The sequence below is a fragment of the Streptomyces sp. NPDC028722 genome (assembly GCF_040637655.1).
Classification (GTDB): domain Bacteria; phylum Actinomycetota; class Actinomycetes; order Streptomycetales; family Streptomycetaceae; genus Streptomyces.
In genome coordinates, this window is the sequence record NZ_JBEZWU010000003.1 from 249249 (window position 1) to 265441 (window position 16193).

Annotated in this window: 12 protein-coding genes; 6 read left to right on the plus strand and 6 right to left on the minus strand. The window is 73.5% G+C overall.

The genetic code is table 11. The annotated features are described in order from the left end of the window. The first annotated feature begins 162 nt into the window (after positions 1-162). Positions 163-1722, plus strand: coding sequence for a sodium:solute symporter family protein (locus tag AB0F03_RS06410; protein WP_361987100.1), 1560 nt, complete (start codon positions 163-165; stop codon positions 1720-1722). A gap of 34 nt (positions 1723-1756) precedes the next feature. Here the strand turns inward: AB0F03_RS06410 and AB0F03_RS06415 are convergent, their stop codons facing one another. Continuing rightward, positions 1757-2872, minus strand: a complete 1116-nt coding sequence (locus tag AB0F03_RS06415; RefSeq protein ID WP_361987102.1) for an ADP-ribosylglycohydrolase family protein — start codon at positions 2870-2872, stop codon at positions 1757-1759. A gap of 187 nt (positions 2873-3059) precedes the next feature. On the opposite strand from AB0F03_RS06415, the gene AB0F03_RS06420 reads away from it, so the two are divergent. Further along, a complete protein-coding gene (locus AB0F03_RS06420) occupies positions 3060-3563 on the plus strand; it encodes a DUF2165 domain-containing protein (protein ID WP_361987499.1) in 504 nt (167 codons plus the stop codon). Here the strand turns inward: AB0F03_RS06420 and AB0F03_RS06425 are convergent. The 3 genes from AB0F03_RS06425 to AB0F03_RS06435 are packed head-to-tail and all read right to left on the minus strand — an operon-like array spanning position 3556 to position 7655. After that, the gene (locus AB0F03_RS06425) at positions 3556-4116 is read right to left on the minus strand and encodes a hypothetical protein (RefSeq protein WP_361987104.1); all 561 of its coding nucleotides are present in this window, start codon (positions 4114-4116) and stop codon (positions 3556-3558) included. The genes AB0F03_RS06420 and AB0F03_RS06425 overlap by 8 nt on opposite strands. Before the next feature lie 59 nt (positions 4117-4175). Beyond that, on the minus strand, positions 4176-6761 hold the full coding sequence (locus AB0F03_RS06430; protein ID WP_361987106.1) for a bifunctional FO biosynthesis protein CofGH: 2586 nt from the start codon (positions 6759-6761) through the stop codon (positions 4176-4178). A 48-nt stretch (positions 6762-6809) separates the two neighbouring features. Then, positions 6810-7655: an LLM class F420-dependent oxidoreductase gene (locus AB0F03_RS06435; protein WP_361987108.1), complete on the minus strand. Its 846-nt coding sequence runs from the start codon at positions 7653-7655 to the stop codon at positions 6810-6812. Positions 7656-7938: 283 nt separating this feature from the next. On the opposite strand from AB0F03_RS06435, the gene AB0F03_RS06440 reads away from it, so the two are divergent. The 3 genes from AB0F03_RS06440 to AB0F03_RS06450 all read left to right on the plus strand — a co-directional run bounded on the left by AB0F03_RS06440 (position 7939) and on the right by AB0F03_RS06450 (position 11966). Further along, on the plus strand, positions 7939-8349 hold the full coding sequence (locus AB0F03_RS06440) for a nitroreductase/quinone reductase family protein (RefSeq protein ID WP_361987110.1): 411 nt from the start codon (positions 7939-7941) through the stop codon (positions 8347-8349). 196 nt (positions 8350-8545) lie between these two features. Continuing rightward, entirely contained in the window at positions 8546-11515 is a 2970-nt protein-coding gene (locus tag AB0F03_RS06445; RefSeq protein WP_361987112.1) for a BTAD domain-containing putative transcriptional regulator, read from the plus strand. Positions 11516-11765: 250 nt separating this feature from the next. Further along, complete coding sequence (locus AB0F03_RS06450) at positions 11766-11966, plus strand: hypothetical protein (RefSeq protein WP_361987114.1); 201 nt, start codon at positions 11766-11768, stop codon at positions 11964-11966. Positions 11967-12144: 178 nt separating this feature from the next. Here AB0F03_RS06450 and AB0F03_RS06455 read toward each other — a convergent pair whose 3' ends face one another. Together AB0F03_RS06455 and AB0F03_RS06460 are read right to left on the minus strand one after the other, a co-directional pair. Continuing rightward, the gene (locus AB0F03_RS06455) at positions 12145-14496 is read right to left on the minus strand and encodes a serine/threonine-protein kinase (RefSeq protein WP_361987116.1); all 2352 of its coding nucleotides are present in this window, start codon (positions 14494-14496) and stop codon (positions 12145-12147) included. Positions 14497-14665: 169 nt separating this feature from the next. Next, the gene (locus tag AB0F03_RS06460) at positions 14666-15397 is read right to left on the minus strand and encodes a VOC family protein (RefSeq protein ID WP_361987117.1); all 732 of its coding nucleotides are present in this window, start codon (positions 15395-15397) and stop codon (positions 14666-14668) included. 134 nt (positions 15398-15531) lie between these two features. Between AB0F03_RS06460 and AB0F03_RS06465 the strand changes: the two genes are divergently transcribed. Next, complete coding sequence (locus AB0F03_RS06465; RefSeq protein ID WP_361987501.1) at positions 15532-16164, plus strand: TetR family transcriptional regulator; 633 nt, start codon at positions 15532-15534, stop codon at positions 16162-16164. Positions 16165-16193 lie beyond the last annotated feature (29 nt).

Genomic DNA, 16193 nt, shown 5'->3' on the forward strand with positions numbered 1-16193 from the left:
CGCGCCGTGGTGGCGCGGTGCCGGGCCGTTGGCGTTTCCGGGCTGGACTGCCCCCATTGCGTTCATGTGAGTGAACTCAGGTCAATATCGCGGACGATTTTACCTCGACTTGACCGACCGCTCGCTTGTCGTGTTCATGTGCTCGGACCCACGATCGGGCACATGAACAGTCTCGACTGGGCCGTGCTCATCGGCTACTTCGGCGTGATGGTCGCGATCGGTGTCTGGTCGCACAAACGCGTGGACAACGTCTCGGACTTCTTCACGGCCGGCGGCAGGATGCCCTGGTGGCTGTCCGGCATCTCGCACCACATGTCGGGCTACAGCGCGGTGATGTTCACCGGGTACGCGGGCATCGCCTACACCTACGGCGTCACCTCGTTCGTCACCTGGTCCTTCCCCATCGCGTTCGGCATCGCCATCGGCTCGAAACTGTTCGCGCCGCGGGTCAACCGGCTGCGCTCCCGGCTTCATGTGGCTTCGCCCCTCGAGTACCTGAAGAACCGGTACGACCTGCGCACCCAGCAGGCGCTCGCCTGGTCCGGCATGCTGCTGAAGATCGTGGACGTCGGCGCGAAGTGGGCGGCGATCTCCACCCTGCTGTCGGTGTTCACGGGCGTGTCGCTGAACCAGGGCATCCTGATCACCGGCGCCATCACGGCGGTCTACTGCACGATCGGCGGGCTGTGGGCGGACGCGCTGACCGAACTCGGCCAGTTCGTCATCCAGTTGATGGCCGGTGTCTCCATGTTCGTCGCGGTCGTGATGAAGCTCGGCGACCGGCACATCGGCTTCCTCGACGCCTGGGACCAGCCGGCCCTGCACGGCCACGGCAAGCCGCTGATCGGCCCGTACACCACGGTGTTCCTGCTGGCGTTCCTGTTCATCAAGCTCTTCGAGTACAACGGCGGCATGCTCAACCAGGCCCAGCGCTACATGGCGACGGGCAGCGCGCGCGAGGCCGAGCGCTCGGCCCGGCTGTCGGCGATCCTGTGGCTGGTCTGGCCGGTGGTCCTGTTCTTCCCGATGTGGATGTCCCCGCTGCTGGTCCACGCGCGGAAGCCGGACGGCTCCGACTCCTACGCGCTGATGACCGAACAGCTGCTGCCGCACGGCCTGCTGGGCCTGGTCATCGTCGGTTTCTTCTCGCACACCATGGCCATGTGCTCCTCCGACGCCAACGCGATCTCGGCGGTGTTCACCCGGGACGTGGCGCCGGTGCTGTCGGCGCGGGCACGGGCGTGGGGCGAGCGGTCGGGGCTGGTCGCGGCCCGGGTGACCACGGTCGTCTTCCTCGGCCTGTCCATGGCGGTGGCCACGCAGGTCAACTCGCCCGCGTTCAAGGACATCATCACGGTGGTCATCAAGTGGGTGGCCGGTCTGATGGGGCCGATCGCGATCCCGATGATGCTCGGTCTGCTCCGCCCGTTCCGCCGCTCCGGCCCGACGGCGGCCCTCACCGGCTGGGCGGCGGGCCTGCTGGCCTTCTGGCTGGTCAACTACCCGGTCAACTGGAACATCGACGGCGGCGTTCCGCTCCAGTACCAGGTCTCGGTGCCGCTGGCGGTCTCCCTGGTCCTGTACGTCCTGATCGGCCACCTGAAGCCGGAGGACACCCCGGAGCGGCTGGCCGTCATCGAGAAGGTCAACACGGACGGGGACGCGGTGGCGGCGGTGCCGGCGCCGGCCGCGGCGGGGGACGACGTGGTGGGGGCGCCGTAGGGCGTGCCGCCGCGTCGGGGAGCACGGGGCCGGCTCACGCCCTCGGGTACCGGGCCAGCCAGCCCGGGGACGAGCCGGCGGGCCCGTGCAGGGCGGGGCCCTGGGTCATCTCCATCGCGAAGTCGTCGGCGAGTTCCAGCATCGTCGGGCGGCCCTCCAGCTCGGCCAGCCAGGCCGGGGGGAGGGCCGTCTCGCCGTGCAGGGCGCCGAGGAGGCCACCGGTCAGGGCGCCCGCGGCGGCCGAGGGGCCGCTCTGGTTCACCGCCAGGCACAGCCCGTGCCGTACGTCCTCCCCGACCAGCGCGCAGTACACGGCCGCGGCCAGCAGCCCGTCCGCCGTGCCGTCCCCGGCCAGCTCCTCCACCCGGTCCGGGCCCGGGACGCCCTGCCGTACGGCGCCGAGGGCGTGCCGGAGGGCGTCCGTGACCGGCTGGTGGCCGGGGCGGGCGGCGAGCAGGCCGAGGGCTCCCCGTACGGCGCCGTCCAGGCTCTCGCCCCGGGCCAGCCCGTGCACGATCACGGCGTACGCGCCCGCCGACAGACATGCGAGGGCGTGGCCGTGGCTCTGGGCCGCGCACTCCACCGCCAACTGGACGACGAGCTGCGGTTCCCAGCCGACCAGCAGTCCGAACGGCGTCGACCGGGCGACGGCCTCCGGCCCGAGTTCACCGGGGTTCTTGGGCCGCTCCAACGTGCCCATGGCGGCGTCGCCGAACCCGATGAGCAGCGCCCGGGTCGGCTCGCGGCGGGCGTAGAGCCACTCCTCGCGGGCCAGCCACCCGTCGTCCTGGCGGCGTTCGTCGGGCCCCCAGTCGGTCTGGGTGGCGGCCCAGCGCCGGTACGCCCGGTGCAGGTCGGTCGGCGGGTGCCAGGTGCCGGTGTCACGGCGCACCTGGGCGCGTATCAGCCCGTCGACGGTGAACAGGGTCAGCTGGGTGTGGTGGGTGACCGTGCCCCGCCGCCCGTGTCCGAAGGCGAGGTCGAGCAGCCCCTCGGGGCCGTAGGCCGCCCGGATCTCGTCCAGGGACAGCGCGTCCGCCGGGCCGCCCAGCGCGTCGCCCACGGCGGTGCCGAGGAGGGTGCCGCGCACCCTGCTGCGGAAGTCCTGCTGTTCGGCACGGCCCCAGACGGCGCCGGACGTCGCACCCACCAGGCCTCCTCACGGCACCGTCCATCCGTACGACGCTAGGCACTGTAATCGACCGGGGACGGTGCGTTCAGCGGGGCGAAGCGGGCCGAAGGGGACGGGGGCGGCGCGGGGTGGCGCATTCCGTGCGCGGGGATCGCGGCACCCCCACGTGAGCCGCCCGCGGTCGGGCAAGATGCCAGCCATGGACATGACCGCGCGCCCCTCGCGCACCGCCAGTACCGCGGCCGGCATCGTGACCGGCATCCTCGCCCTGTACATCGCCCTGGTGGCCGTCGGGAACATCACCGACTTCGGCACGAACCAGCAGTTCGTACGGCATGTATTGGCGATGGACACGACATTCCGGGACGACGCCCTGATGTGGCGGGCCATCACGAGCACCGGCCTCCAGGACACCGCCTACGTCCTGATCATCGCGTGGGAGACGGTGGCGGCCGTCCTCCTGGTGTGGGGCACGTACCTCTGGGCGCGGGGGCGGCACGGTCTCGCGCGGCGCGTGTCCACCTACGGGCTGCTGATGCTGCTGCTGCTCTTCGGTGCCGGGTTCATCGCGATCGGCGGCGAGTGGTTCGCCATGTGGCAGTCGAAGAGCTGGAACGGACTGGACGCGGCGACGCGGGTGTTCCTGATCAGCGGGGTCGCCCTCATCGTCAACCACCTGCCCGGCGACGGGCGGCCGGACGCTAGTTGACGACCGCGACCCTGGTGCCCTGGTCGCCGAAGGCCCACAGCGCGGCGCCGTCCTCCTTGTGCATGCGTATGCCGCCCAGCTTCTGGCCGTTCGCGGGCGGCGGCGAGGCGCCGTCCAGGGCGTTGGAGAAGGCGATGTTCACGCCGGACGCCTTGGTGAAGTACATGACGTGCTCGATCTCCACGCCGTCCGAGCCCTTGAGGGACTGGGTGCGCAGGGTGACCGAGTAGCGGCCGGGCCGAGGGTCGACCGTGCCCGGCCACACCGGGAAGGTGCGGCCGGCCCGGCCGGTCGCGTCGACCAGCCACACCCGCTTCGCGCCGAGCGAGTAGACGATCCGGCGGCCCTCGCCGGACGCGTCCGGCAGGGCGGGCGCGGCCGGTGCCTTCGGGGTCGGGGAGGCGTGGGCGCTCGCCGACGCCGAGGGGCCGGGCCGGGCCGCTGCCGTGGGATGCGGCGCGTGGTCCGCCTGCACGGCGAGGGCGATGACGACCGCGGTCGCCCCCGCCGTCAGACCGGTGACCCAGGCCCACGAGGGCAGTAGGGCAGCCACGGGTACGCATCTCCTCCGCTACGGGGCCCCTTCTGGGATCGGGGGTCGGATCATCGTACTCAGTCCAGGACGGGCAGCAGTTCCGGCAGGTGCCCGTCGGACGCCTCGGCCGCCCGCTGCCGCTCCCCGGGGACCTCGCCGTACAGGGTGGTGCGCGGTTTCGCCGGCCGGCCGGCCGCCTCCGCCACCGCCACCAGGTCGCGGACCGACTTGTACGAGCCGTAGGAGGAGCCCGCCATCCGGGAGATGGTCTCCTCCATGAGCGTGCCGCCCAGGTCGTTCGCGCCGGAGCGCAGCATCTCCGCCGCCCCCTCCGTGCCCAGCTTCACCCAGCTCGTCTGGATGTTGGGGATCCACGGGTGCAGCAGCAGGCGGGCCATCGCGGTCACCGCCCGGTTGTCCCGCGTCGTCGGGCCCGGGCGGGCGATGCCCGCCAGGTAGACGGGCGCGTTCGTGTGGATGAAGGGCAACGTCACGAACTCCGTGAAGCCGCCCGTCTCCCGCTGGATCCCGGCCAGGGTGCGCAGGTGGCCGAGCCAGTGGCGGGGCTGGTCCACATGCCCGTACATCATGGTGGACGACGAGCGGATGCCCAGCTCGTGCGCCGTAGTGATCACCTCGATCCAGGTGGCCGTGGGCAGCTTGCCCTTGGTCAGCACCCAGCGGACCTCGTCGTCCAGGATCTCGGCCGCGGTACCGGGGACGGAGTCCAGACCGGCCTCCTTCGCCGCGGTCAGCCACTCGCGCACCGACAGCCCCGTCCGGCTCGCGCCGTTGACGACCTCCATCGGGGAGAAGGCGTGCACGTGCATGCCGGGGACGCGTTCCTTCACCGCCCTGGCGATGTCGAAGTACGCCGTGCCCGGCAGGTCCGGGTGGATGCCGCCCTGCATGCAGACCTCGACCGCGCCGACGTCCCACGCCTGCTGCGCGCGGTCCGCCACCTGCTCCAGCGAGAGGGTGTACGCGTCCGCGTCCGTGCGGCGCTGCGCGAAGGCGCAGAACCGGCAGCCGGTGTAGCAGACGTTGGTGAAGTTGATGTTGCGGGTGACGATGTAGGTGACGTCGTCGCCGTTCACCGTCCTGCGGACGTCGTCGGCCACCCGGCACAGCGCGTCCAGCGCCGGGCCGTCCGCGTGGAACAGGGCGAGGGCCTCGGCGTCGGTCAGGCGCGTCGGGTCGTCGGCCGCGGTGCGCAGTGCTCCGCGCACGTCGGCGTCGATGCGCTGCGGCACCATGCCGGGGGCCGCCGCCTCGCGCAGGGCCTCCCAGTCGCCGTAGACCTCGTCGAAGTCCCCGCGCCGGTCGGCCGTGCGGCCCTCGCTGTCGATGGACGTGTGCAGGTCGGTGCGGCCCGTCGCCGTGAAGACCTCGTCGGGCTCCTGCCACGGGCGGCCCTCGACGACCGCGTCGGGGCGGGCCAGGCCCGTCGCCGGGTCGGCGAGGGCGTCGACGTGCGGGCGCAGCCGCGGGTCCAGCCAGGGCTCGCCGCGGCGCACGAACTCCGGGTAGACGCACAGCCGTTCGCGCAGCTCGAAACCCACCGCCCGGGACCTGCGCGCCAGCTCCTCGATCTGCGGCCAGGGGCGTTCGGGGTTGACGTGGTCGATGGTGAGCGGGGAGACACCGCCCCAGTCGTCGATGCCGGCCCCGATGAGCCGCTCGTACTCGCTGTCGACCAGGTTCGGCGGGGCCTGGAGGCACGCGGTGGGGCCCATGATGTGCCGGGCGACGGCGACGGTGGCGACGAGGTCGTCCAGTTCGGCGTCCGGCATGCCGCGCATCGCCGTGTCCGGCTTGGCGCGGAAGTTCTGGATGATCAGTTCCTGGATGCCGTGGTGGGCGCGGGCGACCTTGCGCAGGGCGAACAGGGACTCCGCACGCTCCTCGTAGGTCTCGCCGATGCCGATGAGCAGGCCGGAGGTGAAGGGCACGGAGGAGCGGCCGGCGTCCTCCAGCACCCGGAGCCGTACGGCCGGCTCCTTGTCCGGGGAGCCGTGGTGCGGGCCGCCCGGCTCGGACCACAGCCGCGTCGCCGTCGTCTCCAGCATCATGCCCATGCTCGGCGCGACCGGCTTCAGCCGCTGGAAGTCCGTCCAGCTCATGACGCCCGGGTTGAGGTGCGGCAGCAGGCCCGTCTCCTCCAGGATGCGGATGGAGACGGCGCGGACGTAGGCGATCGTGTCGTCGTAGCCGTGCGCGTCGAGCCATTCGCGCGCCTCCGGCCACCGGTCCTCGGGTTTGTCGCCGAGGGTGATGAGGGCTTCCTTGCAGCCGAGGGCGGCGCCCTTGCGGGCGATGTCCAGCACCTCGTCGGGGGACATGAACATCCCGTGCCCTTCGCGGCGCAGCCGGCCCGGCACGGTCGCGAAGGTGCAGTAGTGGCACTTGTCCCGGCACAGCCGGGTCAGGGGGACGAAGACGCTCTTCGAGTACGTGATGACGCCGGGCCTGCCCGCCGCCTCGAGACCCGCGTCCCGCACGCGGGCGGCCGACGCGGCGAGGCCGGTGAGCGCCTCGCCGCGCGCCTGGAGCAGGACCGCCGCCTCGGCCACGTCGAGGGCGACGCCGTCGCGGGCACGTTTGAGGGCGCGACGCATGGAGTTCTCGGTGGGGCCGGTTCCGGGGGTCGCGGAAGTCGTCATCTCTTGAGCATACGTTCGCGTTGATCACCCCCACGGGGCCCTCGGGACCTACAGCAGCGGCGCGTACTCGTCGAGCGCCCGGAGCACCTCCGCCTCCCCCGCGGGCGGCAACTGGACCACGACCTCCTCGACGCCCAGCTCGGCGTAGTGGGCGAGCTTGCCGGGGGTGGGCCGGACGGCGTACGGGACGATCTGGAGGGCGGCCGGGTCGCGGCCCGCGTCCGCCCACACCGAGCGCAGCACGGGCAGCGCCTCGGTGAGCCCGCGCCCGCCGATCGGCAGCCAGCCGTCGGCGAACTCGGCGATGTGCGCGAACAGCTTGGGCCCCGCGGCCCCGCCGACCAGCGTGCGGGGGCCGGTGACCGGTCCGCGCGGCTCCTGGACGGGCTTGGGGTGGGCCAGGCTGGCCCGCACAGCGGCGAACTCCCCCTCGTACGCCGTGGGTTCCCGCGTCCACAGCGCGCGCATCACCGCCATCCGCTCCCGGACCAGCTCGCGCCGGGTCCCCCAGCGCACCCCGTGGTCGGCGGCCTCCTCCACGTTCCAGCCGTAGCCGAGGCCGAGGGTGAACCGGCCGCCGGACAGGTGGTCCAGGGTGGCGATCTGCTTGGCGAGGCCGATCGGGTCGTGCTGGGCGACCAGGGTGATGCCGGTGCCGAGGCCGAGGCGGTCGGTGACGGCGGCGGCCTGGCCGAGGGCGACGAACGGATCGAGGGTACGGCCGTACTCGCGCGGCAGCTCACCGCCGGCGGGGTACGGACTGGTGCGCTCCACGGGGATGTGGGTGTGCTCCGGGAGATACAGGCCGGCGAAGCCGCGGGCCTCGAGTTCACGGGCGAGGCGGGTGGGGGTGACGGTCTCGTCGGTGAGGAAGACCGTGACGGAGATACGCATGGGGCATCTGTACCGGGCGCCGGCCCATCTGTCCATACCGACCGGTCGGAATCGGGCATCCGGGGCGTGCCGGTGCCGCTGCCCCCTCGCGCCCCTCCGGGACCCGGGCCGGCGCCGGAGCGGGCCGGTCCCGCTCCCCCCGTTGCGTTCGCCCGTGCCGCGGGGGACGCTGGCAGGCGTGCGCCGCGTGACCGCCGGCGCGTGACACGCCCCGCACGGGGCCGGGCCGGGCGTTCCCACGGCGCGCGGCCCGTGCCCGCGCAGAACAGGAGAGCCGTCGGACATGTCAGGCCGCGCCGATCTCAAGCACCGCGTCGTGACCCGCTTGCAGCGGTACGTCGCCAACCCGCTGAACCGGCGCCTGCCGTTCCAGACCCTGCTGGAGACCACCGGCCGCACGTCCGGCCTGCCCCGGCCGACCCCGGTCGGCGGACGCCGGATCGGCGACTCCTTCTGGCTGGTCTCGGAGTTCGGCCGCAGGTCGCAGTACGTGCGCAACATCGAGGCCGACCCCCGCGTCCGCGTCCGCGTCGCCGGCCGCTGGCACCACGGCACCGCCCATCTCCTCCCCGACGACGACGCCGTGGCCCGACTGCGCTCCCTGCCGCGCCTCAACAGCACGGCGGTACGGGCGTTCGGCACGGACCTGCTGACGATCCGGGTGGACCTGACGGACCGGCCGCAGACCCCGTAGTCCCCATGTCGGCCACCGGCGGCCGCCTTTGACGGTACGTCAGTGGTGGCCGCCGGGCGGACCGGATGCGAAGACCGTGTGAGGGCCTTGTGGACCGGAAGCCGTCACCTGTGATCGGCGTCTCCCACGGCTGACGCAACCCCCCGGAACAAGGCAAACTGACGGGGTTGTCCGTGACGCCGAGGGGGACGAACGCATGGACGGTCGGCCGCGAGTACCCGAGCAGCGGCGCGCCGGCTCCGTGACCACCGCGGAGGCGGCCCCGCTGCGCTTCGGCGTGCTCGGCCCGGTACGGGCCTGGCGCGGCGAGGAGGCGCTCAGCACGGGCTCCCCCCAGCAGCGCGCCCTGCTGGCCGCCCTCCTGCTGCGCGAAGGCCGTACCGCCACGGCGGCGGAACTGATCGACGCGCTGTGGGGGTCCGAGCCGCCGTCCCAGGCGCTGGCGGCGGTCCGCACCTACGCGTCCCGGCTGCGCAAGAGCCTGGACCCCGACGTACTGGTCAGCGAGTCCGGCGGCTACGCCGTGCGCGGGCTGCGCGAGGGCGCCCTGGACGCGACGGTCGCGCAGGACCTGGCGACGGAGGCCGAGAAGGCCCGCGGCGCCGGAGACCTCTTCCACGCCCGCGCCCTGCTGAACAAGGCGCTGGCGCTCTGGGACGGCGAACCGCTGGCGGGCGTCCCCGGCCCCTACGCCGAGGCCCAGCGGGCCCGGCTGGAGGAATGGCGCCTCGGCCTGCTGGAGGCGCGCCTGGACATGGACCTGGAACAGGGCTGCCACGCCGAGGCCGTCTCGGAACTGACCGCGCTGACCGCCGCCCATCCGCTGCGCGAACGCCTGCGCGAGCTGCTGATGCTGGCCCTGTACCGCAGCGGCCGGCAGGCGGAGGCCCTCGCCGTGTACGCCGACACCCGCCGCCTGCTGGCCGAGGAACTCGGCGTGGACCCGCGCCCCGGCCTGCGCGAACTCCAGCAGCGCATCCTCCGGGCGGACCCGGCCCTCGCCGAGCCCTCGGCGCCCGTCGCGGAGCCCGCCGCGGTGTCCGTCCGCCCCGCCCAGCTCCCGGCGTCCGTGCCCGACTTCACCGGCCGGGCCGCGTTCGTGTCGGAGCTGAGCGAGGTGCTGTCCTCGGCGTCGGAGGCGGAGGGCCGGGTGATGGCGGTGTCCGCGCTGGCCGGCATCGGCGGTGTCGGCAAGACGACCCTGGCGGTCCACGTGGCCCACCGGGCCCGCACCGCCTTCCCCGACGGCCAGCTGTACGCGGACCTCCAGGGCGCGGGCCACCGCCCCGCCGAACCGGAGACCGTCCTCGGCTCCTTCCTGCGCGCCCTCGGCACCGCCGACTCGGCGATCCCCGACTCCCTGGCCGAACGGGCGGCCCTGTACCGCTCGGTCCTGGACGGCCGCCGGGTCCTGGTCCTGCTGGACAACGCCAAGGACGCGGCCCAGGTCAGGCCCCTGCTGCCCGGCACGGAGGGCTGCGCCGCCCTGGTCACCTCCCGGGTCCGCATGCTCGACCTGGCCGGGGCCCACCTGGTCGACCTGGACGTGATGTCCCCCGACGAGGCGCTGTGCCTCTTCACGCGGATCGTCGGCGAGGAACGGGTCGCCGCGGAACGCGAGGCCGCCCTGGACGTCGTCGCCGCCTGCGGCTTCCTGCCCCTCGCGATCCGCATCGCCGCCTCCCGGCTGGCGGCCCGCCGCACCTGGACGGTGTCCGTCCTGGCGGCCAAGCTCGCCGACGAACGCCGCCGCCTGGACGAACTCCAGGCCGGCGACCTCGCCGTGAAGGCCACCTTCGAACTGGGCTACGGCCAGCTGGAACCCGCCCAGGCCCGGGCGTTCCGCCTGCTGGGCCTGGCCGACGGCCCCGACCTCTCCCTGGCGGCCGCGGCAGCGGTCCTGGACCTCCCCGCGGACGACACCGAGGACCTCCTGGAGTCCCTGGTGGACACGTCCCTGCTGGAGTCGGCGGCACCCGGCCGCTACCGCTTCCACGACCTGGTCCGGCTCTACGCCCGGTCCTGCGCGGAGCGCGACGAACAGCCGGCGAGCGAACGGGAGGCGGCCCTGTCCCGGCTGCTGGACTTCTACCTGGCGACGGCGGGCGACGCCTATCTGATCGAACGGCCCGGTGACCGCCTCGTGGACCACCTCGAGCGCGCCGAGCACGCCGGGCTGCGGTTCCCGGACCGGCGGGCGGCCCGGGACTGGCTGTACTCGGAGGCCGTCTCCCTCCTCGCCTGCGTACGGCAGTCCGCCGGACCGGGGACGCTGCGCCGCGCGGTCGACGCCCTGTGGGCCGCGGTGGACCTGGCCGAGTCGGGCGCCAACTCCAAGGAGTACGAGGCGGTCGCGGAGCTGCTGCGGGACGCCGCGCGCAACGCCGGGGACCGCCGGAGCGAGGGACGGGCCCTCACGACGCTGGCGTTCGTGCACCACATCTCCGGGAGCCGGTTCGACGTGGCACTGGAGGAAGCGGAACGGGCGACAGGGCTGGCGCGGGAGACCGCTGATCCGCTCACCGGCTGCTGGGCGGCCAACATCAGCGGCGTCATCGCGCTGTACCAGAGCCGGCACCAGGTGGGCGAGGAGCACTTCGAGCGCGCCATCGACAACTTCCGCGCCCTGCGGGACCGCCCCGGTGAGGCCAGCGCGCTGTGCAACCTGTCCCGCATACATCTGGCCACCGGGCGGACCGACAGTGCGGTCGCACTCGCACGGCAGGGCACCGCCATGTACGACGACATGGAGCATGCGCTCAAGGGCGCCAACGGCCGCTACGCGCTGGGCCTCGCGCTCACCCACAGCGGGCGGCTGGCCGACGCCACCGACTGCCTCCAGCGGGCCCTACAGGTGTTCCGGGACAGCCGGCAGCGGCTGTGGGAGGGCATGACGCTCTTCCGCCTCGCCGAGCTCGACCTCGCCGCGCACCGCCCCGCCCAGGCCGCGGTGAACGCGGAGTCGGCGCTGACCGTGCTCCGCGACATCGGCGGGGAATGGCGGTGCGGCAACGTCCTGACGGTGCTGGGCCAGGCCCTGAACGGCATCGGCCAGCTGGACCGCGCCCAGGTCTGCTGGAGCGAGGCCCTCGGCATCTTCGAGGCACTGGGCACGCCGGAGGCGGACCGCGTCAGGACCCTGCTCAAGCCGATGACGGCGGCCTGAGGGACGGCCCGCGCACACCCCGGGACGCGCGCCGCGCCGGGGATCCGGAGAGAGACGTTCATCATTCGTTTATCGCTGTCCGGCACTGTCGTCCTTGCCGAGCCGTCGCACGAGGGGGGCCGGCGGTACGGCACGCGGCCGGCCCTCTAGGGTGAACCGGCCCAGCGGGATCCCCCCGACAGCACTCGGGGGAAGATGCCGGGCGGATCCCGCCTATTCATCGCACAGCACTGCCAGGGGAGCCAGCGAGATGAGCGACCAGACCAGCACGGACAACGTCCACGCGACGGGGGAGCCCACCGGCGTCGCCACCACCGACAACGTGCACGCCACCAGCGAGCCCGTCACCGTCAAGAACGTCCACGCCACCGTCGAACCGCTGAAGCTGTCCGGCGAGCCCACGGGCACCGCCACGACGGACAACGTCCACGCCACCGACGAGACGGTCTGACCGGCCTCTCATCCGACGGGGGAATCGGCCGCGGCGGCGCGGAGGGGGAGCCGTCGCGGCCGAGGCATGTCCGGGACCGGCCGCACCTGGCGGGTCCCGGACGCCGGCGGTAGCGTCGGCCGTGGACGGCCGCCGTCCGGATCCCTTCCGTGCACACCGGTGCGACGGCCGTCGCGCCCTATGCGGTCCGCGCGGTCCCCGTGCCCTTCTCCGCGTCCAGCGCGTACACGCACCGGTCCTTGCTGCACGCGTACACCACCCCGTCCCGCACGACCGGCGAGCCGGTGATCTCGCCGCCCGTGGCGAGCTTCCAGCGCAGCCGGCCGTCGTCGGCCTTGAGGGTGTACAGCAGGTGGTCGGTGGAACCGAAGTGGATGCGGCCCTCCGCCACGGCGGGCGCGCCCACGACCTCACCGCCCGCCTGGAAGCGCCACTTGGGCGTGCCGGTGACCGCGTCCAGGGTGTACAGGCCCTTTCCGCTGCCGACGTGCACGTGCCCGGCGGCCACCAGGACGGGTTCCACCGAGGAGCGGCCCTCCGTCGCGATGCGCCAGCGGTCGCGGCCGTCGGCGGCGTCGAGGGCGTAGACCGTGCCGAGGTAGTCGGCGAGGTAGACGCCGCCGCCGGTGACGGCCGGGCCCGGGGCGTACGCCGGCGGGCACAGGAAGACCGCGGGGGCCTCGAAGTGCCAGCGGACCAGGCCGCTCGCGGCCTCGACGGCGAGGACCCGGGTGCCGGCGGAGAGGTAGACGCAGCCGTCGGGGGCCGGGGCGAGACGGACCGGGACACCCCCGCAGGAGGCGGCGTCGCCGATGGGGTACGACCAGCGTTCCTCGCCGGTGCGGGCCTCCAGGGCGCGCAGCCGGGCGTCCTGCCACACGTAGACGGTGCCGTCGTGGACGACCGGGCCCGCCTCGGGAGACTCGAAGTCGGTCTGGCAGCCGGTGATCTCCCACAGCTTCTGGCCGTTGGACGCGTCCCACGCCTGCGCGCCGCCGCCCCGGGTGCCGGTGACGACGGTGCCGCGGTCGGCGTTCAGGGAGTACACCCAGGCGTCCGTGGACAACCGCCACAGGTCGGTGCCCTCGCGGGCGTCCAGGGCGAACAGGGTGGGGCCGTCGGAGGCGTGGACCCGGCCGTCCGCCACCGCCATGGACCAGGCCACGTCCCGGGTCTTGAACCGGCGGCGGCCGGTGGCCACGTCCAGGGCGTGCACCTCGAAGGAGGTGACGTACACCAGGTCGCCGTCGACCGACGGGGTGCCCCAGACGTCGTTGGACATGCGGAACCGCCAGGGGCGCCAGCCGCCCGGCGTCTCCGGGGGCGCCGGCGGCACGGGCGGTACGGCGGGGTCGGCGCCGGCCACGCCGGGACGGGGGCGGGACCAGCCGGCCACCAGCCCGGCCTCGGGCGGGGGCGCCTTGACGGCGGCGGCGCGGGCGTCGGCGACCCGGGGGCCGGGACCGATGGGCACCTGGGCGCCGGCCAGCCGGACCGGGCCGGTGTCGGGGGCGCCGGCCGGGGTGGGCACGTGGGCCGGGACCGGGGGGTCGTAGGGCGGCGGCGGGGGGACGGCCGGCCGGCCGGCGCCGCGGGGGCCGCCGGTGGTGACCGGGACGGCCTTGACGGCCGTACGGCCGCCGCGCCGGGTCTCGATGAGCGCGACCGCCTTCTCCGGGAGCCAGGCGGAGGCGGTGCCGCTGTCGTCGGAGCCGGAGCCGTACAGGTGCGGGGCGAGCTGCGCCTGGAGGTCGGCGGGGCTGGGGCGGCCGGTGGCCTCCATCTGCATGCAGACCTCGATCAGCGGACGCAGCTCGTCCGGCAGACCGGTGAGGTCGGGACCCTCGCGCAGCAGCATGAAGACGGTCTCGACCGGGTTGGCGCCGTGGAAGGGCGGGTGGCCGGTGGCCGCGAAGACAAGCATGGAGCCGAGCGAGAAGACGTCGCTGGCGCCGGTGACGCTGCGGGAGTCCTTGGCCTGCTCCGGGGACATGTAGGCGGGGGTGCCGACGGCGACGTTCGTCATCGTGAGCCGGGTGTTGGAGACGCCGGAGGCGATACCGAAGTCGATCACCCGGGGGCCGTCCTCGACGACGAGGACGTTGGACGGCTTGAGGTCGCGGTGGACCAGGCCCGCCCCGTGGATGGACTGGAGGGCCTCGGCGACGCCCGCCGCGAGCCAGCGCACGGCCTGCGCCGGGAGGGGACCGCACTCGTTCACTATCTCTTCCAGCGAGGGCGCGGGCACGTAGGCGGTGGCCAGCCAGGGCACGGCGGCACGCGGGTCGGCGTCGACCACGGCCGCGGTGTAGAAGCCGGAGACCGCGCGGGCCGCCTCGACCTCGCGGGTGAAGCGGACGCGGAAGAGCTGGTCCTCGGCCAGCTCGGTGCGCACCGTCTTGATCGCCACGCGCCGGCCGGACGCCGAGCGCGCGAGATAGACCAGCCCCATGCCGCCGGCCCCCAGCCGGCCCAGCACCTCGAACGGCCCGATCCGCCGCGGATCGTGCTGCGTCAGCTGATCCACCACTTGCCTGCCACCTCCCCGTACGAGCCGCGCCATCCACATATGTACGCGACCGAAGTGCAGCGTCTCACCACCGCACCGCCGTGGCGGCACGCACCCTGATTCTTCCTGGCCGGGCGGCTCGTTGCGAACCCGGTCAGATATCGGGGTGTCTTACACCAAAGCGGACGCGTCAGCGCTCCAGCAGCGCGAACGACGCCCCCTGATTGTCGGTGACGACGGCCACGTGTCCGTACGACGTCTCGAAGGGTGGCGCCTGCACCCGTCCGCCGAGCCGCCCCACGGTCCCGAGGGCCTCCGCCAGCTCCGCGACCCGGAAGTGGGTGAGGAAGTGCGGGGGCATCTCGGCGGGGAACACCTCGGTGACCTCCGCGCGGCCGAAGTCGGGTTCGCCGCCGCCGAACAGGGCGTCGTGGAAGAGGCCGCCGTAGAAGGCGTTGGCGCCGGCGGTGTCCCGGGTGTACAGCTCGGCCCAGACGAAGGTGCCGGGCTCGTGCCGCCGGTCGAACCCGCGGTGGGTGCCTGGCTGCCACAGCCCGAACACCGCGCCCTCGGGGTCGGCGGCCAGGGCGGCGGTCCCCAGGTCGCCCACCGGGAACGGGGCCATGACCACCTGCCCGCCGGCCGCCGTGATCCGCCGGCCGAGAGCCTCCGCGTCCGAGGTGGCGAAGGAGACGGTCCAGACGGTGGGCATGCGGCCGTCCGACTTCGGGGCCAGCGAGGCGACGAGGCCGCCGTCCAGCCGCGCCCACACGCCGGAGCCGTGCGCCTCCTCGAAGGTCCACCCGAAGAGGCCGCCGTAGAACCGCTTGCCGGCCGCCACGTCGGGCAGCTGGGCGTCCACCCAGCAGGGGACGCCCTCCCCGTACACCTCTTCGTTCATGGATGCCCTGTTTTCGGCCATGCGGTCAAAGTAACCGGGCCGCGCGCACCGCGCAGACCAGGCACACCTTCCCCGATCACCCCGCGCACCCCATTTGCAGTCGGCCGAATAGCGCTCCCATCGCCCCTCGGTAAGCTGACGACATGACAGGACAAGTGCGTACCGTCGACGGCCGCGTGGCCGGCCGGCGTGGGCAGGCGACCCGGCAGAAGCTGCTCGACTGCCTCAGCGAGATGCTCAGCTCCTCCCCCTACCGGGACGTCAAGGTCATCGATGTCGCCCGGAAGGCGGGGACGTCGCCCGCGACCTTCTACCAGTACTTTCCGGATGTCGAGGGCGCCGTCCTGGAGGTCGCCGAGCAGATGGCGGCCGAGAGCACGGGACTGACCGAGCTGCTCGAGGGACGCACCTGGGCCGGCCGGTCGGGCTGGCAGACCGCCCAGGAACTCGTGGACGGATTCCTGGAGTTCTGGCGCCGCAACGACGCGATCCTGCGGGTGATCGACCTCGGCGCGGCCGAGGGGGACAAACGGTTCTCCAAGATCCGCACGAGGATCCTGAACTCGGTGAACACCTCCCTCGCCGGCTCCATCGCCGAACTCCAGTCCAAGGGCCGGGTCGACAAGGACGTCAGCCCGGCGGCGATGGCCGGTGCGCTGGTCGCGATGCTCGCGGCGGTGGCGGGCCACCAGAAGGGCCCCTCCTCGGGCGTGAAGGCGGCCGAACTCAAGCCCGCGCTGGCGCTGTTGGTACACCTGGGTGTGACCGGCCGGAAGCCGACCAAATAGCACCCACTCCCTTTTTCCCGTCCACGTCC

Bases quoted from the DNA above. Each gene is read 5' to 3' on its own strand.
- AB0F03_RS06410 (WP_361987100.1), top strand. From the start codon at position 163: ATGAACAGTCTCGACTGGGCCGTGCTCATCGGCTACTTCGGCGTGATG.
- AB0F03_RS06420 (WP_361987499.1), top strand. From the start codon at position 3,060: ATGACCGCGCGCCCCTCGCGCACCGCCAGTACCGCGGCCGGCATCGTG.
- AB0F03_RS06430 (WP_361987106.1), bottom strand. From the start codon at position 6,761: ATGACGACTTCCGCGACCCCCGGAACCGGCCCCACCGAGAACTCCATG.
- AB0F03_RS06435 (WP_361987108.1), bottom strand. From the start codon at position 7,655: ATGCGTATCTCCGTCACGGTCTTCCTCACCGACGAGACCGTCACCCCC.
- AB0F03_RS06440 (WP_361987110.1), top strand. From the start codon at position 7,939: ATGTCAGGCCGCGCCGATCTCAAGCACCGCGTCGTGACCCGCTTGCAG.
- AB0F03_RS06445 (WP_361987112.1), top strand. From the start codon at position 8,546: ATGGACGGTCGGCCGCGAGTACCCGAGCAGCGGCGCGCCGGCTCCGTG.
- AB0F03_RS06450 (WP_361987114.1), top strand. From the start codon at position 11,766: ATGAGCGACCAGACCAGCACGGACAACGTCCACGCGACGGGGGAGCCC.
- AB0F03_RS06460 (WP_361987117.1), bottom strand. From the start codon at position 15,397: ATGGCCGAAAACAGGGCATCCATGAACGAAGAGGTGTACGGGGAGGGC.